Origin of the sequence: Microbispora sp. NPDC046933, from assembly GCF_040644635.1 — a bacterium.
Classification (GTDB): Bacteria; Actinomycetota; Actinomycetes; order Streptosporangiales; family Streptosporangiaceae; genus Microbispora.
In genome coordinates this window covers 16,803-40,213 of sequence record NZ_JBEYWW010000056.1, presented here as the reverse complement: position 1 = coordinate 40,213, position 23,411 = coordinate 16,803, and the positions used below count along the sequence as shown (strand labels likewise).

21 protein-coding genes are annotated in these 23,411 nt (G+C 72.2%); 18 read left to right on the top strand and 3 right to left on the bottom strand.

What is annotated here, in order from left to right:
• Positions 1-3 precede the first annotated feature (3 nt).
• The 14 genes from mreD to ABZ857_RS41515 all read left to right on the top strand — a co-directional run bounded on the left by mreD (position 4) and on the right by ABZ857_RS41515 (position 17,041).
• The gene (mreD, locus tag ABZ857_RS41580) at positions 4-522 is read left to right on the top strand and encodes a rod shape-determining protein MreD (RefSeq protein WP_357055602.1); all 519 of its coding nucleotides are present in this window, start codon (positions 4-6) and stop codon (positions 520-522) included.
• Entirely contained in the window at positions 519-2,573 is a 2,055-nt protein-coding gene (mrdA, locus tag ABZ857_RS41575) for a penicillin-binding protein 2 (RefSeq protein ID WP_357055599.1), read from the top strand. Before mreD ends, mrdA begins: the two co-directional genes overlap by 4 nt.
• Before the next feature lie 12 nt (positions 2,574-2,585).
• Entirely contained in the window at positions 2,586-3,758 is a 1,173-nt protein-coding gene (gene rodA, locus ABZ857_RS41570; protein WP_357055596.1) for a rod shape-determining protein RodA, read from the top strand.
• 129 nt (positions 3,759-3,887) lie between these two features.
• Positions 3,888-4,136 carry a hypothetical protein gene (locus tag ABZ857_RS41565; RefSeq protein WP_357055593.1) on the top strand — a complete coding sequence of 83 codons (249 nt, stop codon included), beginning with the start codon at positions 3,888-3,890 and terminating at the stop codon, positions 4,134-4,136.
• 54 nt (positions 4,137-4,190) lie between these two features.
• Positions 4,191-5,651, top strand: a complete 1,461-nt coding sequence (locus ABZ857_RS41560; protein ID WP_357055590.1) for a hypothetical protein — start codon at positions 4,191-4,193, stop codon at positions 5,649-5,651.
• On the top strand, positions 5,648-6,529 hold the full coding sequence (locus ABZ857_RS41555) for an aminoglycoside phosphotransferase family protein (RefSeq protein WP_357055587.1): 882 nt from the start codon (positions 5,648-5,650) through the stop codon (positions 6,527-6,529). Before ABZ857_RS41560 ends, ABZ857_RS41555 begins: the two co-directional genes overlap by 4 nt.
• Positions 6,530-6,578: 49 nt before the next feature.
• Positions 6,579-8,501 carry a TIGR03960 family B12-binding radical SAM protein gene (locus ABZ857_RS41550; protein ID WP_357055584.1) on the top strand — a complete coding sequence of 641 codons (1,923 nt, stop codon included), beginning with the start codon at positions 6,579-6,581 and terminating at the stop codon, positions 8,499-8,501.
• 96 nt (positions 8,502-8,597) lie between these two features.
• Positions 8,598-9,329, top strand: coding sequence for a TIGR03936 family radical SAM-associated protein (locus tag ABZ857_RS41545; RefSeq protein WP_357055581.1), 732 nt, complete (start codon positions 8,598-8,600; stop codon positions 9,327-9,329).
• Between the two features lie 103 nt (positions 9,330-9,432).
• A complete protein-coding gene (locus tag ABZ857_RS41540) occupies positions 9,433-12,363 on the top strand; it encodes an Rne/Rng family ribonuclease (protein ID WP_357055578.1) in 2,931 nt (976 codons plus the stop codon).
• A gap of 187 nt (positions 12,364-12,550) precedes the next feature.
• Complete coding sequence (rplU, locus tag ABZ857_RS41535) at positions 12,551-12,865, top strand: 50S ribosomal protein L21 (protein WP_030505848.1); 315 nt, start codon at positions 12,551-12,553, stop codon at positions 12,863-12,865.
• 45 nt (positions 12,866-12,910) lie between these two features.
• Positions 12,911-13,168 (top strand): 50S ribosomal protein L27, encoded by a 258-nt coding sequence (gene rpmA, locus ABZ857_RS41530; RefSeq protein ID WP_079320039.1) that lies wholly within the window; start codon positions 12,911-12,913, stop codon positions 13,166-13,168.
• 96 nt (positions 13,169-13,264) lie between these two features.
• Positions 13,265-14,614 (top strand): GTPase ObgE, encoded by a 1,350-nt coding sequence (gene obgE / locus ABZ857_RS41525; RefSeq protein ID WP_357055575.1) that lies wholly within the window; start codon positions 13,265-13,267, stop codon positions 14,612-14,614.
• Between the two features lie 25 nt (positions 14,615-14,639).
• Positions 14,640-15,770, top strand: coding sequence for a glutamate 5-kinase (gene proB / locus ABZ857_RS41520; protein ID WP_357055572.1), 1,131 nt, complete (start codon positions 14,640-14,642; stop codon positions 15,768-15,770).
• Positions 15,771-15,784: 14 nt separating this feature from the next.
• Positions 15,785-17,041 carry a glutamate-5-semialdehyde dehydrogenase gene (locus ABZ857_RS41515; RefSeq protein ID WP_357055569.1) on the top strand — a complete coding sequence of 419 codons (1,257 nt, stop codon included), beginning with the start codon at positions 15,785-15,787 and terminating at the stop codon, positions 17,039-17,041.
• Between the two features lie 3 nt (positions 17,042-17,044).
• Here ABZ857_RS41515 and ABZ857_RS41510 read toward each other — a convergent pair whose 3' ends face one another.
• Entirely contained in the window at positions 17,045-17,707 is a 663-nt protein-coding gene (locus ABZ857_RS41510; RefSeq protein WP_357055567.1) for a response regulator transcription factor, read from the bottom strand.
• 166 nt (positions 17,708-17,873) lie between these two features.
• Here ABZ857_RS41510 and ABZ857_RS41505 point away from each other — a divergent pair, with 166 nt between their 5' ends.
• Positions 17,874-19,370 (top strand): serine/threonine-protein kinase, encoded by a 1,497-nt coding sequence (locus ABZ857_RS41505; RefSeq protein ID WP_357055564.1) that lies wholly within the window; start codon positions 17,874-17,876, stop codon positions 19,368-19,370.
• A gap of 14 nt (positions 19,371-19,384) precedes the next feature.
• Here ABZ857_RS41505 and ABZ857_RS41500 read toward each other — a convergent pair whose 3' ends face one another.
• Positions 19,385-20,404, bottom strand: a complete 1,020-nt coding sequence (locus ABZ857_RS41500; protein WP_357055561.1) for a M48 family metallopeptidase — start codon at positions 20,402-20,404, stop codon at positions 19,385-19,387.
• 105 nt (positions 20,405-20,509) lie between these two features.
• Here ABZ857_RS41500 and nadD point away from each other — a divergent pair, with 105 nt between their 5' ends.
• Positions 20,510-21,121: a nicotinate-nucleotide adenylyltransferase gene (nadD, locus tag ABZ857_RS41495; protein WP_357055558.1), complete on the top strand. Its 612-nt coding sequence runs from the start codon at positions 20,510-20,512 to the stop codon at positions 21,119-21,121.
• On the opposite strand, the gene ABZ857_RS41490 is transcribed toward nadD, so the two are convergent.
• On the bottom strand, positions 21,100-22,281 hold the full coding sequence (locus tag ABZ857_RS41490) for an MFS transporter (protein WP_357055555.1): 1,182 nt from the start codon (positions 22,279-22,281) through the stop codon (positions 21,100-21,102). The two genes, nadD and ABZ857_RS41490, sit on opposite strands and share 22 nt — an antisense overlap.
• Positions 22,282-22,352: 71 nt before the next feature.
• On the opposite strand from ABZ857_RS41490, the gene ABZ857_RS41485 reads away from it, so the two are divergent.
• A complete protein-coding gene (locus ABZ857_RS41485) occupies positions 22,353-22,874 on the top strand; it encodes a winged helix-turn-helix domain-containing protein (protein WP_357055552.1) in 522 nt (173 codons plus the stop codon).
• Positions 22,875-23,005: 131 nt separating this feature from the next.
• Complete coding sequence (gene rsfS / locus ABZ857_RS41480) at positions 23,006-23,410, top strand: ribosome silencing factor (RefSeq protein ID WP_357055549.1); 405 nt, start codon at positions 23,006-23,008, stop codon at positions 23,408-23,410.
• Position 23,411 lies beyond the last annotated feature (1 nt).

Genomic DNA, 23,411 nt, shown 5'->3' with positions numbered 1-23,411 from the left:
CCGATGGCCCGCAACCTCATCGCCGCGCTGCTGCTCTTCGTCGCTCTGGTGCTCCAGGTCAGCGTGGTGAACCGGCTGCTGCTTTCGTGGGCGCCCGACCTGGTGCTCCTGACGGTCGCCGCGCTCGCGACCAGGCGCGGGCCCGTGCCGGGCGCGGTGATCGGCTTCTGCGGAGGGCTCGCCTACGACCTGCTGCCTCCCTCCAACCACACGCTGGGCCAGTACGCGCTGGTCCTGTGCGCCCTCGGCTACGCGGCCGGACGTGTGGGAGAGCGCGTGCCGCTGGCCGCGGTGGCGGCGTGCGCGGTGGTCGCGCCCGGCCTGCTGGCCGGTCTGGGCGCGCTGATCGGCGCCCCGGGGATCACCTGGCCGGTGCTGGCCACGGCATGGCCCCGGGCCGCGATCTGCAATCTCGTGGCCGCTCCGCTGGTGCTCCGGGCGGTCAAGGTCACGCACGGCGGCCACCGGGGGCGCGCAGGCGGTGGCGAGCTCGTGCCGAGCTGGAGACGGGGGACGGCATGACACGTTTGCGCGGACGCCTGCTCGTCCTGCAGGTGCTGGTCATCGCCATGATCGTGGTGCTCGTCGTCCGGCTGTGGCAGGTCCAGGTGGTGCAGGGGTCGCGGTTCGTCACCGTCGCGACGGAGACGCGCACCCGCGAGGTGCGGGTCCCCGCCCTGCGGGGGGCGATCCTCGACTCCTCCGGCCGCCCGCTCGTGCGCAACCGTACGACGCTGGTGGTCTCGGTGGACCGCGGCCGGCTGGAACGGATGCCGGACGGCGGCGACGCGGTCCTGCGCCGGCTGTCCGCCGTGCTGAAGGTGCCGCTGTCGAAGCTGAAGCAGGAGATCAGGGCGTGCGGCCCCGGCGTCAGCCGCCCGTGCTGGCCCGGCTCGCCGTACACGCCGATCCCGGTCGCCAACAACGTCAACCCGCGTGCGGCGCTGCAGATCCTGGAACGCCAGGAGGACTTCCCCGGCGTCACGGCGGACATCCAGGCGATCCGCGACTACCCCAACGGCAAGGACGCCGCCCAGCTCCTCGGCTACCTGCAGCCGGTGACGCAGAGCGAGCTGGAGAAGCGGGAGGGTCTCAAGGCCAACTATTCGGGCGTCGACCTCACCGGCCGCGACGGGCTGGAGCGCACCTACGACTCCGCGTTGCGTGGCACGCCCGGCCTGCGCAACGTCCAGGTCGACCGGATGGGCAAGGTCATCTCGGTCAACCAGCAGTCCGATCCGGCCCCTGGCGACATCCTGGTGACCAGCATCGACGCCAAGGTCCAGCGCGTCGTCGAGCAGTCGCTCGACCAGGCCATGCGGGAGGTGCCGAACTCGGACGGCGCCGCCGGTGTGGTGCTCGACGTGAAGACCGGCCGCGTGATCGCGATGGCCAGCCGGCCGACGTACGACCCCAAGGTCTGGACGGGCGGCATCGCGGAGAAGGACTACCGGCGGCTGCTGTCGGACAAGTCGGGCAAGCCGCTGGTGTCGCGGGCGATCGCCGGCGAGTACGCCCCGGGTTCGACGTTCAAGATCAGCTCGGTGTCGGCGATGGTCGCCGACGGCGAGCCCCTGCACGGCACCTACCAGTGCCCGAGTTCCTACAACGTCGAGGGCCGGTCGTACCCGAACGCGGGCGGCATGAGCCTGGGCGCGATCTCGCTGCACGAGGCGCTGGTCAAGTCGTGCGACACCGTGTTCTACAAGGCCGGCTACGAGGAGTGGCTGCGCGACGGCGGCAAGACGCCCAAGGCCAAGGTCAAGGAGCCCATGCCGAACATGGCCAAGGCCTACGGCTTCGGCAAGCGCACCGGCATCGACCTGCCCGGCGAGTCCGCGGGCCGCATTCCGACCCGCGCCTGGAAGCTCGACCTGTACAACTCCACCAAGTCGGAGATGTGCAAGCGGGCCAAGATCGGCTATCCGGAGATGAAGGACCAGAGCCGCGCCGCGTTCGCCAAGCGGCTGGCCAACGAGAACTGCCTGGAGGGCATGATCTTCCACGCCTACGAGGCGGTCAACCTCTCGATCGGCCAGGGCGACGTCCTGGTCACCCCCCTCCAGCTCGCCCGGGCGTACGCGGCGCTGCTGGGCGACGGCAACGTGCGCAGCCCGCGTGTCGGCTGGGCGCTGATGCGTCCGGACGGCACCCTTAAGCAGGAGATCCCGGTCCCGGTCGTGGCTCACCTGCCGGTCAACGACGAGACCCGCACCTACATCCGCAAGGCGCTCAGCGAGGTGCCCTCGGACGGTACGGCGGCGGGCGCCTTCCGCGGGTTCCCGATGAACATCGTCAAGATCGGTGGCAAGACCGGTACGGCAGAGGTCTACGGCAAGGAGGACACGTCATGGTTCGCGTCCTTCGCGCCCGCGGACAATCCGCGCCTGGTCACCGTGGTCATGGTGGCGCAGGGCGGCTTCGGCGCCTCGACCGCCGCGCCCGCGGTGCGGCGCATCTGGGAAGGGATCTTCGGCCTCGGCAAGGGGGAGGACGGCAAGCCGCTCAAGCCGGCGCTTCCGGACGGCAAACCGGTGACGCGGCTGCCGGCCATCAGCCGCGAAACGCAGTGAGGCGGTCCTGCCATGACTGAAGCCATCGGGGTACGGCGGAGGTCGTTCGCGAGCCGCGTCGTCGGCCGGGGATCGGTCGTGCGGCGGATGGACTGGGTGCTGTTCGGCGCGGTGGTCGCGCTCAGCGCGATCGGCACCCTGCTGGTGTGGTCGGCCACCCGGACGTGGTCGTCGATCGAGCCGACGGGCATGGCCAAGAAGCACGTGCTCAACCTGCTCATCGGCCTGGCCCTCTACAGCGCGGTCGCGGTGAGCGACTACCGCTGGCTGCGCACGTACGCGCCGGTCCTGTACGGCATCGCCGTCATCGGGCTGATCCTGGTCATCAGCCCGATGGGATCGACGATCAACGGCCACCACTCGTGGATCCTGCTGGGCGGGGGATTCGCCCTGCAGCCGGCCGAGTTCATGAAGCCGGCGCTGGTGGTGATGCTGGCGCGGCTGCTGGTCCCGACGTCGGAGAAGGGGAAGACCAAGGACCGGCCGAGGGCCGGCGGTCTCGCGCTGTCACTCGCGGCGGCGGGCGCCGCGGCGGCGCTGGTCATGATGCAGCCCGACCTCGGCACCACCATGGTGCTGATGGCGACGACCGGCGCGGTCATCGTCTTCGCCGGGATACGCAAGCGCTGGGTGGTGGCCGGGGTGCTGCTCGCGGCCCTCGCGGCGGCGGCGGTGTGGTCGCTGGGGCTGCTCAAGCCCTACCAGGTGGCGCGGTTCACCGCGCTCATCGACCCGTCGAGCGACCCGCGTGGCGTGGGCTACAACAGCACGCAGGCGCTGGTGGCGATCGGGTCGGGCGAGGTGTTCGGCAAGGGCCTGTTCCACGGCGGTCAGACGACCGGACGCTTCGTGCCCGAGCAGCACACCGACTTCATCTTCACCGTCGCCGGGGAGGAGCTCGGCTTCGTCGGGACGGTCACCGTGGTGGCCCTGCTCGGCGTGGTGCTGCTGCGCGGCGTGCGGATCGCCCGGATGTGCGGCGACCGGTTCAGCGCGCTCGTCTCCGGCGGCATCGTCGCGTGGCTGGCCTTCCAGACGCTCGTCAACGTCGGCATGACCATCGGCATCATGCCGATCACCGGCGTGCCGCTGCCGTTCGTCTCCTACGGCGGCACGGCGACGTTCGCGAACATGACGGCGGTGGCCATCCTCCAGGCGATCCATCTCAGGTCGCGGCCCGTCTGAGGTGTGACGCCCGCATGAGAGCCGTCCGCAGGGTGGCGGACGCCCGCTCTCACTGGTGCCCGCACCACGCGGAGAACATCATGGGAACGGAACAGGTTCGGGGGTTGAACGAACCATTACGGAGGAACGGTGACTCCGGACGACGAGGTGCGGGAGCGCCAGCGCGCCCTTGACCTGCTGCGCACGGCCTTCCCCGACTACAGGATCGTGTACGGCGGCGGGAGGTGGGCCGCCGCGGCCGCGGGCGACCCGCCGACGGTGTGGTTCGCCGAGACGCCGGCCAGCCTGTGCGGCCAGCTGTTCACGGCCCAGTTGCGCCGCGGAGGGACGGTTGTTCCTCTCCGCCTGGAGGAGAGCGACTCGCAGTGCGCGAGGTGACCGGTTCGTGACATGTAGGGCGTTAGCGTGCGGGTGTCACCACTGGGAGAGCCGATGACGACACCCTCACGCGGCGGGGACCGGTCCGCCATCCAGATCGCCGGCGGCATCCGCGAGCGGACCCTCGCCGCTCTCGGAGAGCCGCCGACGACCGCGGTCTTCCATCAGATCGCCGACGAGATCCACCTCTGCTGCCCGCAGCTGACCCGTTTCAAGTGCCTGCGCCTGGCGTACGGGTGGACGGTGGAGGAGGCGATCGAGCGCTTCCACGCGATGTGCGACCGCGAGCAGATCAAGCGCAGGGGGCTGAGCGAGCGGTCCTGGCGGGAGTGGGAGGCCGGGGCCCGGCCCGACCGCGACTACACCGACCTGCTGTGCCGCCTGTTCGAGACGGGCCCGGTGCAGCTCGGGTTCGCCCGGGACTACACCCCCCCGGAGATGCGCCGCCCCGAGACGTGGCGGCGCCCTGCCGCGCCCGACCTGATCAGCGCCGCCGCGCAGGAGGCGAGCGAGCACGCCGAGCGGGTCGAGACGAGCGAGGTCGGCGACAGCACGCTGGAACGGCTGCGCACGCAGGTGATCTGGCTGTCCCGGCGGTACGTCTGGGAGGCGCCGCTGCCGCTGTTCGTGGAGATGCGGGCGCTGCAGGAGCAGACCCGCCGGGCGCTGGAGCGGCGCGTCCATCCGAACCAGGCCGGCGAGCTGTACTTCCTGGCCGGGGCGCTGTGCGGCCTCATGGCCAACGCGAGCATGGACATGGGCCGCCGGGTGCCCGCCGACACCCTCGCCCGCGCGGCGTGGACGTACGGCAGGATCGCCGGTCACCGGTCGCTCATGGGCTGGGCGCGCGGCATGCAGGCGTCGGTGGCCCTGTGGGACCGGCGGTACGAGGACGCGGCGGGCTACGCCGAGGACGGCCTCACCCAGCTTCCCCGAGGCCAGGGCGGCGCGCGGCTGCACATGCTGCGCGCGCGGGCGGGGGCGATGCTCGGCTGGACCCGCGAGGCCGAGGACGACCTGCTCAAGGCCGCCGACGCCCGTGCGTCGGGCACCGGGGACGAGCTGCACGACGGGTTCGCCGGGGAGTTCGCCTTCCGGCCCGCCAAGCACGCCTACTACACGGCGGTCACGCACCTGCACCTCGGCCAGCCCGCCCAGGCGATCGAGCAGGCCCGCACCGCGCTCGACCTCTACGAGCGGGAGGACCGGCAGAACAGGTCGTACGGCTGCGAGGCGATGGCCGGGGCCCACCTCGCGGTCGCGCACCTGATGGAGGACGACCCCGGCGGGGCCGAGCAGGCCCTGACCCCGCTGCTGGCCCTGCCGCCCGAGCGCAGGATCGACAGCCTCGCGGAGACCCTGCAGACCACCCGGCCGATGGTGCGGGGCCCGCTCGCCGAACGGCTGGAGTCGTTCTGCGCGACCGGCCTGCCCCAGTCGGCCGCCCGGGCGTTGCCCGAGGCCCTGCCGGAGGCACTGTCCCAGGCACCGGGAAGCGAGGGGGACCCGCGATGAGTCTCTCCACCGTCGCCGGAACCCCGCCCGCGCTCGCGGAGGCGTGCCGCCAGGCGGGGCTCAGCGCCGACGGCGCCCGGTTGCTGCGCAGTTTCGCCAACACCGTGTATCACCTGCCGGGCGAGGGGGTCGTCGTCCGCCTCGCGGAGGCCGGCACGCCCGGCAAGTACGACCGCCTGGTCACCTCGCTCAAGGTCACCCGCTGGCTGCACGAGCAGGGCTTCCCCGTCACGCTGCCGCTCGACGTGCGCCAGCCGCTGGCCGTCGAGGGCTGCCTGGCGACCTTCTGGCACTACGAGCACGGCGCGGACGACGGGGACCCCGTTCCGCTCGGCCTGCTGCTGCGGTGGCTGCACTCCCTGCCGCCGGTCCCGTTCGCGCTGCCGACCTACGATCCCTTCGGCCGCGTGCGGCGGGCCGTACGGGCCAGTCTCGTGCTGGACGGCGAGGAGCGGGAATGGCTGCTGGGCCGGTGCGCGGCGCTGGAGGAGGCGTACTACGAGCGCGTCGAGTTCGCCCTGCCGTACGGGCTGGTCCACGGGGACGCGCACCGGGGCAACCTGATCCGCACCGCGGACCGGATCCTGCTGTGCGACTGGGACTCGGCCAGCGCCGGGCCGCGCGAGATCGACCTGGTGCCCACCCTGCAGGGCGCCAGGTTCGGCCTGTCCGACGCGCAGCGTGACGGGTTCGCCCACGCGTACGGGTGCGACATCAGGGACTGGCCGGGCTATCCGGTGCTGCGTGACATCAGGGAGCTGCAGACGCTGACGGCCGTGCTGCGCATCGGGCACCGGGACGCCGCGGCGCACGCGGAGCTGCGCCACCGCCTGGCCTCGCTGCTGGCGGGCGACGACCGGATCTGGCACCCCTTCTGAGGCCGGAAGATCCGCAGGTGCCACTCCGCGGAGCCGATACCCTGGATGCATGTCTGTCGAGTCGTTGTTTCCCCGCCTGGAGCCGCTGCTGCCCAAGGTGCAGAAGCCGATCCAGTACGTCGGGGGCGAGCTGAACTCGACGGTCAAGGACTGGGACGAGGCGACTGTCCGGTGGGCCCTGATGTACCCGGACGCCTACGAGGTCGGCCTGCCCAACCAGGGGGTGCAGATCCTCTACGAGATCCTCAACGAGCTGCCCGAGACGCTGGCGGAGCGCACCTACGCGGTGTGGCCCGACCTCGAGGCGCTCATGCGGTCCGAGGGCGTCCCGCAGTTCACCGTGGACGGGCACCGGCCGGTTCGCGCGTTCGACGTCCTCGGGGTGTCGTTCGCCACCGAGCTCGGCTACACGAACCTCCTCACCGCGCTCGACCTGGCGGGGATCCCGCTGGAGGCGGCCGACCGCACCGACGAGGACCCGATCGTGCTGGCGGGCGGCCACGCCGCGTTCAACCCGGAGCCGATCGCGGACTTCCTCGACGCCGCCGTGCTCGGCGACGGCGAGCAGATCGCCATCGCGATCTCCGAGGTGCTGCGCGAGTGGAAGGCCGAGGGCTCGCCCGGCGGCCGCGACGAGCTGCTGATGCGCCTCGCCTCCACGGGCGGGGTGTACGTCCCGAAGTTCTATGACGTCGAGTACCACCCGGACGGCCGCATCAGGCGCGTCGTCCCCAACCGCGACGGCGTGCCGACGCGGGTGTTCAAGCACACGGTCATGGACCTCGACGAGTGGCCGTATCCGAAGAAGCCGCTGGTCCCGCTCGCCGAGACCGTGCACGAGCGGTTCAGTGTCGAGATCTTCCGGGGTTGCACCCGGGGCTGCCGCTTCTGCCAGGCGGGGATGATCACCCGTCCGGTCCGGGAGCGGTCGATCACCACGATCGGCGACATGGTCGAGGCGGGGATCAGGGAGTCCGGCTTCAGCGAGGTCGGGCTGCTGTCACTGTCCAGCGCGGACCACTCCGAGATCGCCGACGTCACCAGGGGTCTCGCCGACCGCTACGAGGGCAGCCAGGTCGGCCTGTCCCTGCCGTCCACCCGGGTCGACGCGTTCAACATCGACCTGGCGAACGAGCTGTCCAGGAACGGCCGCCGTTCCGGGCTCACGTTCGCGCCGGAGGGCGGATCCGAGCGGATGCGCAAGGTGATCAACAAGATGGTCACCGAGGAGGACCTGATCCGCACGGTCACCACCGCCTACTCCAACGGCTGGCGGCAGGTGAAGCTCTACTTCATGTGCGGGCTCCCGACCGAGGAGGACGAGGACGTCCTCGGCATCGCCGACCTGGCCAAGAAGGTCATCAAGGCGGGCCGCGAGGCGACGGGCTCGCGCGACATCCGCTGCACGGTCTCCATCGGCGGGTTCGTGCCCAAGCCGCACACCCCGTTCCAGTGGGCCGCCCAGTGCGACCACGAGACGGTGGACCGCCGGCTGCGCGCGCTGCGCGACGCTCTGCGCTCCGACAAGGAGTACGGCAGGGCCATCGGCTACCGCTACCACGACGGCAAGCCGTCGATCGTGGAGGGGCTGCTGTCGCGGGGCGACCGCCGGGTGGGCAGGGTCATCCGGGCCGTCTGGGAGGACGGCGGCCGGTTCGACGGCTGGAGCGAGCACTTCTCGTTCGAGCGGTGGATGGCCGCGGCCGAGCGTGCCCTCGCCGACGAGCCGGTCGACGTGGACTGGTACACGACGCGCGAGCGGGACGAGCACGAGGTGCTTCCGTGGGACCACCTCGACGCCGGTCTCGACCGCGAGTGGCTGTGGCAGGACTGGCAGGACGCGCTCAACACGGTCGAGGTCGAGGACTGCCGCTGGACGCCCTGCTACGACTGCGGTGTCTGCCCCACGATGGGGACGGAGATCCAGATCGGCCCGACGGGCAGGAAACTGCTGCCACTCACCGTGATCTGACGGTCACGGCCTATCCTGAGAAAGACCATCGACCGACAGCGGAAGGACGACGGAACTCTGAAACCCGTTCCCGACGGGCCCGCGCCCGAACCCACCGTGCAGCGCCTTCGCGTGCGCTACGCCAAGCGGGGCCGCCTGCGCTTCACCAGCCACCGCGACATCTCCCGCGCCGTCGAAAGGGCGGTGCGGCGAGCCGGCATTCCGGTGGCCTACAGCGCCGGCTTCAGCCCCCACCCGAAGATCTCCTACGCCGGCGCCGCCCCCACCGGAGTGGCGAGCGAGGCCGAGTACCTCGAGATCGGGGTGAACCGGCCGTGCGACCCGCGGCGGGTCCGCGACGACCTCGACGCCTCGCTGCCGCCGGGGCTTGACGTGCTCGACGTGGTGGAGGCGCGGGACGGGAACCTGGCCGACCGGCTGGAGGGCTCGATGTGGGAGCTGCGGCTCCCCGGGGCCGATCCGGGCGAGGCCGAGCGGGCGGTGAAGGAGTTCCTCGCGGCCGACCTGGTGGAGGTCGAACGCCTGACCAAGAAGGGAATGCGGCGGTTCGACGCCCGCCAGGCGGTGCGTTCGCTGGCCGTCGTGGAGGGGCCGGGAATTACGGCAGGTCAGGAGACCGTTCAACCGTGTGTCATACTTCGTATGGTTGTTCGGCACGAAACACCTGCCGTCCGGCCCGATGACGTGCTCATGGGTCTGCGTCTCGTGGCAGGCTTCGCGCCGCCGTCACCCCCAGCGGTGACCAGGCTGGCGCAGGGGCCGCTCGACGCGATGACCGGTGAGCCCGCCGACCCGTTCGCCTTCGACCGGGCAGGCGGAGACCGATAAGACTTGCCGCCGAGGCGCCGACAGGAAGCCCGGCGGACCGCGAGAGACGAGAGCCTCCGCGCGGCGCGGAAACGTGCCCGGAGGCTGACGGGAGAGCGCCCGCATGCTCGAAAACGAGCCCACTGACGGGGCTGTGAGCCTTGACGGTGACACGACAACAGAAGAACGCGGCCAGACCGGGGGAGACGCGGTTTCCTCCGGTCCGTCCGGCGTGTCCACGACGCCGCGCCGCCGGTCGGCGAGCCGCCCGGCCGGGCCCCCGCCCGAGCCGGACGACCTGCCCCCGCCGGTGACCACGGTCGCCGCCGCCAACATGCCGAAGGCTGAAGAGAGCACTGTGCCGAAGGCTGAAGAGAGCACTGTGCCGAAGGCCGCCGAGCCCGCCGCCGAGACCCCCGCGCCGCCCGCGCCGCCCGCGCAGGATGAGCCGGTGACGCAGGAGGAGCCGGTCGCGAAGGAACGGCCCAAGCGCGTCACGCGCCGCCGCACCAAGACGGCCGAGACGCCGGTCGCCGAAGAGCCCGTTGCTCCGGCGCCGCCGGTGCCGCCGATGCCGGCCGAGGCCGCGGAGACGACGCCGGCCGCGGACGACGAGCCGGCCGCGCCCGCCCGGCGCCGCCGGACCCGAAAGAGGACCGACGAGACCGAGCCGTCCCGGCAGCCGGAGCAGGCGGAGGAGACGGTTCAGGCCGCGCAGGCCGAGGAGCCCGCCGCCCCAAGGCGGCGGCGTCGCGTCCGCGCAGAGGAGCCGGCGCCGGAACGATCCAGGGCGATGAGCGCCGCCGAGGCGGAGGTCGCCGCCGCGCTGCGGCTCAACCTCCCCGACGAGGAGCCGTTGGACGACGAGCCGCTCGACATCGAGGACGTCGACATGGAAGACGTCGACGTCGAGGAGGACGCCGGGCGGCCGGACGTGGTGGCCAACCCCTTCGGTCTGTCCGCGCAGCAGGCGTCCGTGCCCTCCGTGCCCTTCCAGGCGCCGTCGGCGTTGTTCCAGCCGCTCTTCCAGGCCCCCGACCCGTTCGCGGTGCCCGTGCAGAGGCCTGCCGCGCCCGAGAGGCCTGCCGCGCCCGTGAGCGCGGAGGACGAGGAGATCGAGGCCGAGGAGCCGGAGGAGACGGTCGAGTCCGGCGAGGAGGAGGCCGAGGGCGAGGGCGGCGCCCGCCGTCGCCGGCGCCGCCGGGGCGGCCGGGGCCGCGGCCGTGCGAGGGACGGCGAGGACGGTGAGGAGTCCGAGGCCGAGGAGCCGCAGGCCGCGTCGGCCGAGGAGGAGGACCGCGAGCAGGCGGAGGACGACTCCGAGGGCCAGGCCGGCACCCGCCGCCGTCGCCGCCGTCGCCGCCGGGGCACCGAGGAGGCCGAGCTGGCCCCCGACGACCCGCCGAACACCGTCGTCCGCATCCGGGCGCCTCGCGCCACCAGGTCCACCTCCGTGGACGAGGTCCAGGGCGTACGGGGATCGACCCGGCTGGAGGCGAAGAAGCAGCGCCGCCGCGAGGGCCGCGAGCTGGGCCGCCGCCGGCCCCCGATCATCACCGAGTCGGAGTTCCTGGCCCGGCGTGAGTCGGTCGAGCGGATCATGGTCGTGCGCCGCCACGGCGGCCGCACCCAGATCGCGGTGCTCGAGGACGGCATCCTCGTCGAGCACTATGTCGACCGGGAGTCCAGCCAGTCGTACGTCGGCAACGTGTACCTCGGCAAGGTCCAGAACGTGCTGCCCTCGATGGAGGCGGCGTTCGTGGACATCGGGAAGGGCCGCAACGCCGTGCTGTACGCCGGCGAGGTGAACTTCGACACCGCGGGGATGGAGGGTCAGCCCAAGCGGATCGAGGCGGCGCTGAAGTCCGGGCAGTCGGTGCTCGTCCAGGTGACCAAGGACCCGATCGGCCACAAGGGCGCGAGGCTGACCTCCCAGATCAGCCTCCCCGGCCGCTACCTGGTCTACGTGCCGGACGGCTCGATGACCGGGATCAGCCGCAAGCTGCCCGACAAGGAGCGAGCCCGGCTCAAGCAGATCCTGCGCAAGGTCATGCCGGAGAACGCGGGCGTCATCGTGCGCACCGCCGCGGAGGGCGCCTCGGAGGAGGAGCTCAGCCGCGACGTGGCCCGGCTGTCGGCCCAGTGGGAGAACATCCAGCGTAAGGCCAAGTCGGCCAGCCCGCCGGAGCTGCTGTCCGGCGAGCCCGACCTGACCATCCGGGTGGTCCGCGACGTCTTCAACGAGGACTTCAGCTCCCTGGTCGTCGAGGGCGACGAGGCGTGGACGACGGTGGACGAGTACGTCCGCTACGTCGCCCCGCACCTGGCCGAGCGGCTGACGAAGTGGGAGGAGGGGACCGACGCCTTCTCCGCCTACCGCGTCGACGAGCAGATCGCCAAGGCCATGGAGCGCAAGGTGTGGCTGCCGTCCGGCGGCTCCCTGGTGATCGACCGGACCGAGGCGATGACGGTCGTCGACGTCAACACCGGCAAGTTCACCGGGCAGGGCGGCAACCTCGAGGAGACCGTCACCCGCAACAACCTGGAGGCGGCCGAGGAGATCGTCCGCCAGCTCAGGCTGCGGGACATCGGCGGCATCATCGTGATCGACTTCATCGACATGGTGCTGGAGAGCAACCGCGATCTGGTGCTCCGGCGGCTGCTGGAGTGCCTGGCGCGGGACCGGACCAAGCACCAGGTGGCGGAGGTCACCTCGCTGGGCCTGGTGCAGATGACGCGCAAGCGGGTCGGTCAGGGCCTGCTGGAGGCGTTCTCCACGCCGTGCGACTGCTGCCACGGGCGCGGGATCATCGTGTCGACCGAGCCGGTCGAGGCGAAGCCCGAGCCGCGCGGCACGCAGGGCAAGATGGCCATCGAGAAGGCGGTGGCCGAGAAGCTGGCGACGAGCGAGGGCTCCGTCGCCGCGGCGTCGGGCTCGGTGCGCGAGAGCGTCACCGACGCCATCGACGCCGAATCCCCCAACTCCGACGAGAGTGACGGCTCCGCGTCGTCTTCCCGGGGACGGCGACGTTCCCGCAGGAAGACGGCGGAGTAACGACCTCGTCACCCGGCGGTCCGCTCGGTTCGACCTGGGTACCGGATATCCGGTACCCTAGTCAACCGGTGCGCCTGGTGTCGGCGTGCCTGGCTTCGCGCGCCTGCCCGGATCGCCGGTCGTGTATCGACAGCAGCTGGATGCGGGGCGCGGCATCTCAGCATTTAGCCAGTAGAAGGGTTCCGCGGTGTACGCGATCGTTCGTTGCGGCGGCAGGCAGCAGAAGGTCTCCGTCGGGGACGTCCTCGAGGTGGACAAGGTCGCCGGCGAGGTTGGCTCCTCGGTGTCGCTGCCGGCGGTGCTCGTCGTCAACGACGGCGATGTCACCACCGACGCCGCCACGCTTTCCCGGTTCCAGGTGACCGCCGAGATCCTCGGCGAGACCAAGGGACCGAAGATCCGGATTCTGAAGTACAAGAACAAGACCGGATACAAGAAGCGCCAGGGTCACCGCCAGCGGTACACCCAGGTCAAGGTCACCGGCATCAACCCCGGACAGTAGTTTCCCGGGGGACGACCCCCGCTTACCCCCGAAAGGGAGTGAATCATGGCACACAAGAAGGGCGCCTCGTCCACCCGGAACGGCCGTGACTCGAACGCTCAGCGCCTCGGTGTGAAGCGTTTCGGCGGTCAGCTGGTGAACGCCGGCGAGATCATCGTCCGTCAGCGCGGCACGCACTTCCACCCCGGCGACAACGTCGGCCGTGGTGGCGACGACACGCTGTTCGCCCTGGCCGCGGGCCGGGTGCAGTTCGGCACCAAGCGCGGTCGCCGCGCGGTGAGCATCGTCCCGGCCGCGGAGTAGATCCGCCCCGGACACTTACAAGCAGCGCGATGAGGCGGATCGAGCATTCGGTCCGCCTCATTCGTTTTTCCATACAGCAGTGAGGGGGAGCGGCTGATGGCCGACTTCGTGGACCACGTCGTCCTGCACATCAAGGCGGGTGACGGGGGCAACGGCTGCGCCTCCATCCACCGGGAGAAGTTCAAGCCGCTGGGCGGGCCCGACGGCGGCAACGGCGGACGCGGCGGCGACGTCATCCTGGAGGTGGATCCCAACACCGCCACCCTGCTGGAGTACCACCACCGGCCGCACCGCCGGGCGGGCAACGGCAAGCAGGGCATGGGCTCCAACCGGGACGGCGCCAACGGCGAGGACATCGTCCTGCCGGTGCCCAACGGCACGGTCGTGAAGGACGCCAGGACCGGCGAGGTGCTGGTCGACCTGGTCGGCGTCGGGACCCGCTACGTCGCCGCGCAGGGCGGCTTCGGCGGCCTCGGCAACGCCGCGCTGGCCAACGCCAAGCGCAAGGCCCCGGGTTTCGCGCTGCTGGGCGAGCCGGGTGACGAGGCCGAGATCGTGCTCGAACTCAAGACCGTCGCCGACGTGGCGCTGGTCGGTTTCCCCAACGCGGGCAAGTCGTCCCTGATCGCGGCGCTCTCCGCGGCCCGCCCCAAGATCGCTGACTATCCGTTCACGACACTCATCCCCAACCTCGGCGTGGTGACGGCGGGCGAGACGGTCTTCACGGTCGCCGACGTGCCGGGGCTCATCCCCGGGGCGTCCGAGGGCCGGGGTCTCGGCCACGAGTTCCTGCGGCACGTCGAGCGCTGCTCGACGATCGTGCACGTGCTCGACTGCGCGACGATCGAACCGGGGCGCGACCCGGTCACCGACGTCGAGGTGATCGAGGCCGAGCTGGCGGCGTACGGCTCGCTGCAGGACCGGCCGCGGCTGGTCGCGCTGAACAAGGTGGACGTCCCCGACGGCCGGGACCTGGCCGACATCGTCACGCCCATGCTGGAGGAGCGCGGCCTGCGCGTCTTCGAGATCTCCGCGGCCAGCCACGAGGGCCTCAGGCCCCTGGCGTACGCGATGGCGGAGATGGTGGCGGCGGCCCGGGCGCAGGCCCCGGTTGAGGAGCCCACGCGGCTGGTCATCCGGCCCAGGCAGCTCGGCGAGACCGGGTTCTCGGTGCGGCGTCTCGACGAGAACCGCTTCCAGGTGACCGGTGAGAAGCCCGAGCGGTGGATCCGCCAGACCGACTTCTCCAACGACGAGGCCGTCGGCTACCTGGCCGACCGGCTCGAACGGCTCGGCGTCGAGGAGGAGCTGATCAAGGCCGGCGCGACGGCCGGCGCCGAGGTGATCATCGGTCCGATGGAGGGCGGCTACGTCTTCGACTGGCAGCCGTCGCAGGGCACGGAGGCGACCATGGGCCCGCGTGGCACCGACGCGAGGCTCGGCTGATCGGGGGGCCGGAGTGGGAGATGGCGTGACAGGCAGGGAGCGGATCCGCGAGGCCGCGCGGCTGGTGGTCAAGGTGGGATCGTCGTCGCTGACGACACCCCGGGGCACCATCGACGTCGACCGCGTGGACGCGCTGGTGGACGTGCTGGCGGCCCGGCGCAAGGCCGGCACGCAGATCGTGCTCGTGTCGTCCGGCGCCATCGCCGCCGGGCTGGGGCCGTTAGGGCTGCGCGACCGGCCCAAGGACCTGGCCACCCAGCAGGCGGCCGCGTCGGTCGGGCAGGGCGTGCTGGTCGCCCGCTACACCTCGTCCTTCGCCAGGTATGGCCTGCGCGTGGGGCAGGTGCTGCTGACGGCCGACGACATGATGCGCCGCTCGCACCACCGCAACGCCCAGCGGACGCTGGCCCGGCTGCTCGAACTCGGCATCGTCCCCGTGGTCAACGAGAACGACACGGTGGCCACCGACGAGATCCGGTTCGGCGACAACGACCGGCTCGCGGCGCTGGTGGCCCACCTCACCCACGCGGACGGCATGGTGCTGCTGTCGGACGTCGACGCGTTGTACGACGGAGATCCCCGCAAGGACGGCGCCACGCGGATCGCCGAGGTCCGGGGGCCCGAGGACCTGGAAGGCGTCGAGCTGGGCACCTCAGGCAGGGTCGGCACCGGCGGCATGATCACCAAGGTGGAGGCGGCCCGCATCGCGACCGGGGCGGGCGTCCCGGTCGTGCTCACCGCTGCGGCGCACGCGGCGCAGGCGCTCGCAGGGGCCGACATCGGCACCTGCTTCCACCCCGGGGGCCGTCACCCAGGCACCCGGCTGCTGTGGCTGGCCCACGCCACGACCGGCCGGGGCCGCCTGCACCTGGACGCGGGCGCGGTCCAGGCCGTGGTCGAGCGGCGCAAGTCGCTGCTGCCCGCGGGCGTCGTGAAGGTCGAGGGCGACTTCGCCGCGGGAGACCCGGTCGACCTGTGCGCGCCGTCGGGCGCCGTCGTCGCCCGCGGTCTGGTCAACTATGACGCGGGGGAGGTCCCCGAGCTGCTCGGTCGCTCCACCCGGGAGCTGGCCAGCACACTCGGCCCGGAGTACGAGCGCGAGCTGATCCACCGGGACGACATCGTGATATTGGAGCCTGTTCACCACCACAAGTGACGGAGCGCGAGGCAATGTCTGAGGCAGAGGAATTTCTGAAGGTCGCGCGGGCGGCGAGGGACGCCGCGACGCTGCTCGCGCCGATGCCGCGCGCGCCAAAGGACGCGGCGCTGCGCGCAGTGGCCGACGCGCTGGAGGCGGCCACGGACGAGATCGTCGCGGCCAACGCCCTCGACGTGGACCGGGCCAGGGAGAACGGCACCTCCGAGGCGATGATCGACCGGCTGCGGCTCGACGCCGGCCGGATCGCCACGATCGCGGCGGCCGTCCGCCAGGTGGCCGACCTGCCCGACCCGGTCGGCGAGGTCGTGCGCGGCAGCACGCTGCCCAACGGCCTGGAGCTGCGGCAGGTGCGGGTGCCCCTCGGCGTCATCGGCATCATCTACGAGGGCCGGCCCAACGTGACCGTGGACGCGGCCGCGCTGTGCCTCAAGAGCGGCAACGGCGTGCTGCTGCGCGGGTCGTCCAGCGCGTACTCCTCCAACACGGCGCTCGTGCGGGTCATGCAGGAGGCCCTCGCGGCGACCGAGGTGCCCGCGGACGCCGTGCAGCTCGTGCCGGGCCAGACCCGCGAGTCGGTCAAGCACCTGATGCGCGCCCGCGGGCTGGTGGACGTGCTGATCCCGCGCGGCGGCGCCTCTCTGATCAACAGCGTGGTCGAGGAGTCGACCGTGCCGGTGATCGAGACCGGGGTGGGCAACTGCCACGTCTACGTGGACGCCGACGCCGACGTCGACACCGCCCTCAAGATCCTGGTGAACGCCAAGGCGCAGCGGCCCTCGGTGTGCAACGCGGCCGAGACGCTCCTCGTGCACGCCGCGATCGCCGACGAGTTCGTCCCCAGGGCGCTGACGGCGCTGAAGGACGCCGGTGTGACCGTCCACGGGGACGAGCGGGTGCGGGCCTACGGCGCCGACGTCGTGGCCGCCGCCGAGGAGGACTTCACCACCGAGTACCTCTCGCTCGACATCGCCGCCGCCGTGGTCGACTCGCTGGACGACGCGGTCGCGCACATCCGCAGGTACGGCTCGGCTCACACCGACGCCATCGTGACCCGTTCCCAGCAGGCCGCCCGCAGGTTCGTGGCGACCGTGGACTCGGCGGCGGTCGCGGTGAACGCCTCCACCCGGTTCACGGACGGCGGGGAGTTCGGCTTCGGGGCGGAGATCGGCATCTCCACCCAGAAGCTGCACGCCCGGGGGCCGATGGGGCTGCCGGAGCTCACCTCCACCAAGTGGATCTACACCGGCGAGGGCCACGTACGGGTGTGACCGTCAGACGCGGGTGAGCACGGGACGTGAGCCGAGGCCCGCGTCCCTGGCCCGCAGGGCCGCGTCCACCCGGGTGGGCGCGGCCAGCTTCGTCAGCACGTTGCTCACGTGGTTGCGCACGGTCTTCGTCGCCAGGCACAGCTCGCGGGCGATCTCGGCGTTGGACCTGCCGTCGGCCAGCCGCTCCAGGATCTCGTGCTCCCGCTGGGTGAGGCCGGGGAACGGGCTGCGGGCCGGCGGCGTGGTGAGGCGGTCCAGGAGCCGGGGCGCCAGCCCGCCGCCGAAGACCACCTGCCCGAGCGCCACGGACCGGACCGCCGCCGCGATCTCCGCAGGCCGCGACCCCTTCAGCAGGTAGCCGTGCGCGCCGGCGCGCAGCGCGCTCACGAAGCCCGCCTCGCCGTCGTCGGTGCCCAGCGCGAGCACCCGTACGGCGGGGCAGCGGCGGCCCAGGGAGCCGAGGGCGCCCAGCATGCCCAGGTCGGCCAGCAGCACCTGCGGTGACAGCCGCACGCACAGGCGGAGGGCGTCGAGGTCGTCGCAGGCGGTGCCGCCGACAGAGAGGCCGGTCGCCTGCTCCAGGGCGAACCGGATCCCCTCGACGAACAGTGGGTGATCGTCGGCGATCACGACGGTGATCGCGCCGGAGGAGTCAGTCATCGTCATCTGTCTTCGTCTCGCCGGTGGTCAGCGCGGGCCGGTGGTCCGGCCGGCATCGTCGTGAACAGACTGCCGGGGCGCTCTTGTGGGCCGGTTGGCATCCGCTTGTATGCGATGCGAACGGCGCGCCTCCGCCGATTCCGGCGACGGGACCGCTATGGTTGGCGCTCCTATGGCTGGACGTCTCGGGCGGGTCGGCCCCTACGCGCTGCTGGAGCGGCTGGGCCGGGGTGGCATGGGTGAGGTGTACCTCGCCGTCGGCCGCCGGGGCGAGCGCGTCGCGGTGAAGATGCTCCGCGATCCCATCGAGAACGACCCCGACGCCCGATTACGCCTCGAACGCGAGGTCCGGGCGCTGCGCCGGGTCGAGAGCCCGTACGTCGCCCAGGTGCTCGACGCCGACCTGTCCGGCGACCGGCCGTACCTCGTCATGGAGTACATCGAGGGGGAGAACCTCCTTGACGCCGTACGGCGCGGCGGGCCGCTGCCGGAGTCCCGGCTCATCGAGCTGGCGCAGGGCCTCGCGGCGGCCCTGGCGATCATCCATTCGGGCGGGGTCGTGCATCGTGACGTGAAGCCGGCCAACGTCCTGCTGGGCGAGGACGGGCCGGTGCTGATCGACTTCGGCATCGCCCAGGTGCTCGACGCGACGCGGCTCACGTTGACCGGCACGTTCCTCGGCACACCCGGCTACTGCGCCCCCGAGGTGTTCTCCGACGAGACGGTGGGGGAACCGGCCGACGTCCACGGCTGGGCCGCCACGGTGGCGTTCGCCGCCACCGGGAGGCCGACCTTCGGCCGGGGGACCGCCCAGTCCCAGATGTACGCGGTGCTGAACGGCAAGGCCGACCTGGTGGGGGTGCCGGCCGCTCTGCTGCCGCTCGTCCGTGCCGCGCTGCACCGCGACCCCGCCCGGCGCCCGACCGCCGCGTTGCTGGCCGACCGCCTGTCCCGGCTCGCGCGGGTCGCCGGGGAGTCCTCCCGCGCTCCGGGTGAGCCGTCCGTCCCCGAGCCCACCACGCGTGCCGCGGCCGACGCGCCCGCTCGTACGGCGGCGAAACCGGTCGCCGGCTCCGCCGCACGTCCCCGCCGGGCGAGGGCAGCCACGGCCCTGGCCGCCGCGCCTCGGGGGGCGCCGGAAGGGGCGCTCGGCATCCCGACCGGGAACGCGGCCCTGGTTCTGGTCGCGCTACTCGCCGTTCCGTGCGTGGTGGCGTCGGTGGTCTACCCGCTCGCCACCTTCGCGATCACGGCGGCCCTCGCGGTGGTGATCAGGGCCGTGTGGACCAGCCACTGGCTGGTGCGGAGCCGTAAACCCGGCCGCGCCCGCGCCTGCCTGCGCGCGCTGGCGTTCCCGCTCACGCTGGCCGGTTCGGCGCTGTCGGCCGCCGCGTGGCCGGGGCTGCCCGCCGCCGCGGCGGGGTTCGCGGCGCTGTGGGTGGGCTCCGGGGTACGCCTGGAGCCCGAGTGGTGGTCTCGGCCGGTGCCCGTCACGATCGCCGGCGTCGCGTTCGGCGTCGTCAGCGGAGCGATCATCGGCCGGGAGATCGAGCGCGCCGGAGCGGCCATCCCCGGCCTGCGGCGGGAGGGCCTGCGCGCGCTCGCCGTTCTGGGCGGCTTCGTCGCGCTCTGTGCCGCCGCCGTGCGTGCCGTGGCCTTCTTCTTCTAGGGGTTTCTCGCGGCTCAGTTCTCCCGCCGGGCGAAGCGGTTGAAGATGCGCTCGCCGGCGTTGACCGCGCCCTCGGCGACGTCGCGCAGCACGCCGATGAACGGGTCCTGCGACTGCGCCCAGGACTCTCGGTAGGAGTTGGCCGCCGCCTTGATCTCGTCGGTGATGCTGGCGTTGGCGTCGTCCTCGCGGCGGGGGTAGTCGCCGGCGATGATCCGGTCGTACTCTCCGCCGCGACGCCAGCGGTCGAGTTCGGCGACGCGGGTCACCGCGAACGGGTGGGTCGTGCCGAGCATGTTGAGGACCTTGAGCAGGCCGTCGCGCACGTCGCCCGCGGTGTCGTACTCCCTGGCCTGGTCGAGGAACGCCTCGATGTTCATCTCGTGCAGGCGGGAGCCGCCGGCGAGCTTCATGAGCGCCCGCAGCGCGGCGTCGGGGTCCTGCCCGGCGAGCAGGCCGCCGCGGTCGGCGGACATCTCCGCCTTGCGCTGCCATTCCTCCAGGGCGGCGACGATGACCCGCAGGCCGATGTAGCCGAGCGGGATCCAGGCCACCCGGGTGGCCAGGCGGGTCAGGATCGCGAGCATCGTGCCGTAGACGGCGTGGCCCGACAGGATGTGCGAGGTCTCGTGGCCGATGACGAAGCGCAGCTCCTCGTCGTCCATGAGGTCGAGCAGCCCCGTCGAGACGATGATGAACGGCTCGTCGAAACCGATCGCCATCGCGTACGCCTTCGGGTCCTGCTGCACGTAGATCTCGGGGATCCGGTGCAGGTCGAGGATGTAGGCGCTGTCGCGGCCCATGTCGTGCAGGGCGCGGAACTGGGTGTCGGTCGTGCGCACCGCGGAGGCCAGGAACATCAGACGGAGCCTGCGCTCGCTGAACAGGCCGGACGTGCGCTTGAGCACCGCGTCGAATCCGGAGAGCGAACGCATCGCGACCAGCGCGGAACGGTCGGCGGGGTGTTCGTAGGCTCGCGAGCTGATGCCGGGCAGCTGCACGCGATTGCGATCGGGAGTGGTCATGTTCCGCATGCTATGTCTCACGGGCCGGACGCGCGCGGACGCGGCGGAGAGCCCGGGCCGTCACCCGAGGGCCGGTTTCCGGTGTGGTCCGGTAGGGGCGTTATCGTCCGTTCCATGCGAAACGGGACGGCGATCCGGCGACTGGGCGTGATGGGCGGGACCTTCGACCCGATCCACCACGGCCACCTGGTGGCGGCCAGCGAGGTGGCCCACCACTTCAACCTGGACGAGGTGGTGTTCGTCCCGACCGGCCGGCCATGGCAGAAGGCCGAGCAGACCGTGTCCTCGTCCGAGGACCGTTACCTGATGACGGTGATCGCCACCGCGTCGAACCCCCGCTTCTCGGTCAGCCGGGTGGACATCGACCGGCCCGGCCCCACGTACACGATCGACACGCTGCGTGACATCGCCGCCGCGTACGGACCGGACGTGGAGCTGTACTTCATCACCGGCGCCGACGCGCTCGCGCAGATCCTGAGCTGGCGCGACGCCGACGAGCTGTTCACCATCGCGCACTTCGTCGGCTGCACCCGGCCCGGTCACACTCTCCAGGACCCCGGCCTGCCGGCGGGCAAGGTCAGCCTGATCGAGATCCCGGCCCTGGCGATCTCCTCCTCCGAGTGCCGCGACCGGGTGGCCGCCGGGGAACCCATCTGGTATCTGGTCCCCGACGGCATCGTGCAGTACATCAACAAGCGCGGCCTCTACCGCGATCCCGCCGACTGAAGGCCGCACGCCACGGCGAGCGCGCCGGCGAACGCCGCCGCGTACAGCACCGGACGGTAGGAGGTCAGGGCGAGGAGCCCGGCGCCGAGCGCCATCCCCACAGCGGTCGGGACGAACAGCGCGGTGTTGGCGGTCGCGGACACCGTGGCCAGCAGGTCGCGGGGCGCGATCCGCTGTACGGCGGTGAAGGCGGCGACCAGCACCCAGGGCAGCCCCAGCCCCGACAGCAGGCTCGCCGCCGTCACGACGGGCTCCCAGGGAGCCGCGCGCAGCGCCACCGAGGCGGCGAACAGGAGCCCTCCGGCGGCGGACAGCCGCGCCTCGCCGGCCCGGCGCAGCAACGGCCCGGCGATCAGGCCGCCGAGGACCGTGCCGCCGCCCTGGATCGCGGACAGCACGCCGGTGAAGCCCGGCTCCCGGTGCAGGCCGTGGTCGACCACGGCGAAGACGGCCGCCCCGTTGACGCCGGAGACCAGCATCAGCGCCGCCCCGGACAGCACGAGGCGGCGCAGGAGCGGGTCGCGGAACAGGAAGCGCGCCCCCTCCGCCGTCCGGGCCGCCCACCCGCGCGTCGCGCGGGCGCGCCGTGCGGAGGCGGCCGGCAGGCGCAGTGTGCCGAGCAGCCAGGCGCCGGCCGCGAAGGTGGCCGCGTCGAGCGCGACCACCGCGTCGCCGCCCGCGGCGGTGAACAGCCCTGCGCCCAGCAGGGGCGCGGCGAGGCGGGTGCCCTCCGACGCGCTCATGCGCAGCCCGTTGACCTCGGCCAGCAGCGCCTCCGGCACGGCCGCGGGCAGGACGGCCGCCTCCGCCGCGTCGAGCACGACGAAGCTCACGCCGTACAGCAGGAGCACCGCGAACAGCAGCCAGACCTGCGCGGGGGAGCGGACCAGGAAGAGCAGGCAGAGCGCCGCGCCCATCACGACGTTGGTCCAGACGAGCACGGGCCGTGGGCCGAGGACGTCGGCCACCGCGCCGAGCACTGGTCCGGCCGCCGTCGGCGCCCAGAAGCAGAAGGCGGTGAGGGCGGCGAGGCTGTCGGAGCCGGTCAGCGACTTCACCCAGATGCCCGCGACCAGGGACATGGCCATGGTGCCGAAACCGGAGACCACGACGGCGCTCAGATAACGGCGCGCGTTGCGGTCGGCGAGGGCGGCTCTCATGCCGCACGATCATCGCGGCAGCCGACCCCCAAGTCAATGCTTGGGGGTTGTGGTGGTGTTTACTTGCCGCCATGGCGGAGGCGGATCCCAGGCTGAGGGCGCTCGCGCATCCGGTGCGGCTGCGCATGATCTCGCTCATGTGGGGCGCGCCCATGTCGGCGGCCGAGCTGTCCCGCGAGCTGGGCATCTCGCACGCCCTCGCCAGCCACCACCTGCGCTGCCTGGACGACGCCGGGCTGGCCGAGCTGGCCGACGTACGGGTCCGCCGCGGCGGCCGGGAACGCCGTTACCGGGCGGTGAGGGGCACGCCGCTGACCGAGCAGCGGGACGGCTTCCCGCTGCTCGCCGAGGCGCTGGCGCGGTCGCTGCGCGAGCGGGCCGGGCGGCGGCGCGCGGGCGAGGAGGGGGTGACGGCCGACGCCGAGCTGTGGGTCGAGCCCGAGCTGTGGCACGACGTCCGCGGCAGGATCCTCGCCGCGATCGTCGACCTCCACGACGGCGCGGCGGCCCCCCGTACGCCCGGCACGATCCAGGTCGGCGCCACCGTCGCGGCCTTCCCTTTGACGGAATCCACGGACCCGGAAGGACGTTGAACTCCCGATCCCGGGCATAACTCCGGAAACGACAAGGTGTGCCGGTAGGGTCTCCCCGGGAAAGCCGGTTGTAGGGGGCACGCGGATTGTGCACCCTGGAAGAGCCCGTCAACGGAGGACAGAACCGAATCGTGACAGCATCCGAGAGATCGATCCAGCTCGTGCGGGTGGCGGCCGAGGCCGCCGCCGAGAAGCTGGCCGACGACATCATCGCCTACGACGTGAGCGAACAGCTCGTCATCACCGACGCCTTCCTCCTCTGCTCCGCGTCCAACGACCGGCAGGTCCGCGCGGTAGTCGACGAGATTGAGGAGCGTCTGCGCGTGGAGGCCGACGCCAAGCCCGTACGCCGTGAGGGCGAGCGGGAGGGCCGCTGGGTCCTGCTCGACTACCTCGACATCGTGGTGCACGTGCAGCACGAGGAGGACCGCAACTTCTACGCGCTGGAGCGCCTGTGGAAGGACTGCCCGTCCATCGAGCTGCCGGAGAGCGTCAAACGGGTCGCCGCCCAGCGCGGGCACGGAGCGGCCCGGTGAC

What these genes read in the sequence shown, in the direction of transcription:
- ABZ857_RS41560 (WP_357055590.1), top strand. Translation starts at nt 4,191, where the DNA reads ATGACGACACCCTCACGCGGCGGGGACCGGTCCGCCATCCAGATCGCC.
- ABZ857_RS41510 (WP_357055567.1), bottom strand. Translation starts at nt 17,707, where the DNA reads ATGACGATGACTGACTCCTCCGGCGCGATCACCGTCGTGATCGCCGAC.
- ABZ857_RS41500 (WP_357055561.1), bottom strand. Translation starts at nt 20,404, where the DNA reads ATGCGGAACATGACCACTCCCGATCGCAATCGCGTGCAGCTGCCCGGC.
- obgE (WP_357055575.1), top strand. Translation starts at nt 13,265, where the DNA reads ATGGCCGACTTCGTGGACCACGTCGTCCTGCACATCAAGGCGGGTGAC.
- mreD (WP_357055602.1), top strand. Translation starts at nt 4, where the DNA reads ATGGCCCGCAACCTCATCGCCGCGCTGCTGCTCTTCGTCGCTCTGGTG.
- ABZ857_RS41490 (WP_357055555.1), bottom strand. Translation starts at nt 22,281, where the DNA reads ATGAGAGCCGCCCTCGCCGACCGCAACGCGCGCCGTTATCTGAGCGCC.
- ABZ857_RS41505 (WP_357055564.1), top strand. Translation starts at nt 17,874, where the DNA reads ATGGCTGGACGTCTCGGGCGGGTCGGCCCCTACGCGCTGCTGGAGCGG.
- ABZ857_RS41515 (WP_357055569.1), top strand. Translation starts at nt 15,785, where the DNA reads ATGTCTGAGGCAGAGGAATTTCTGAAGGTCGCGCGGGCGGCGAGGGAC.
- ABZ857_RS41485 (WP_357055552.1), top strand. Translation starts at nt 22,353, where the DNA reads ATGGCGGAGGCGGATCCCAGGCTGAGGGCGCTCGCGCATCCGGTGCGG.
- ABZ857_RS41555 (WP_357055587.1), top strand. Translation starts at nt 5,648, where the DNA reads ATGAGTCTCTCCACCGTCGCCGGAACCCCGCCCGCGCTCGCGGAGGCG.
- ABZ857_RS41550 (WP_357055584.1), top strand. Translation starts at nt 6,579, where the DNA reads ATGTCTGTCGAGTCGTTGTTTCCCCGCCTGGAGCCGCTGCTGCCCAAG.
- ABZ857_RS41540 (WP_357055578.1), top strand. Translation starts at nt 9,433, where the DNA reads ATGCTCGAAAACGAGCCCACTGACGGGGCTGTGAGCCTTGACGGTGAC.
- nadD (WP_357055558.1), top strand. Translation starts at nt 20,510, where the DNA reads ATGCGAAACGGGACGGCGATCCGGCGACTGGGCGTGATGGGCGGGACC.
- rodA (WP_357055596.1), top strand. Translation starts at nt 2,586, where the DNA reads ATGACTGAAGCCATCGGGGTACGGCGGAGGTCGTTCGCGAGCCGCGTC.
- mrdA (WP_357055599.1), top strand. Translation starts at nt 519, where the DNA reads ATGACACGTTTGCGCGGACGCCTGCTCGTCCTGCAGGTGCTGGTCATC.
- rpmA (WP_079320039.1), top strand. Translation starts at nt 12,911, where the DNA reads ATGGCACACAAGAAGGGCGCCTCGTCCACCCGGAACGGCCGTGACTCG.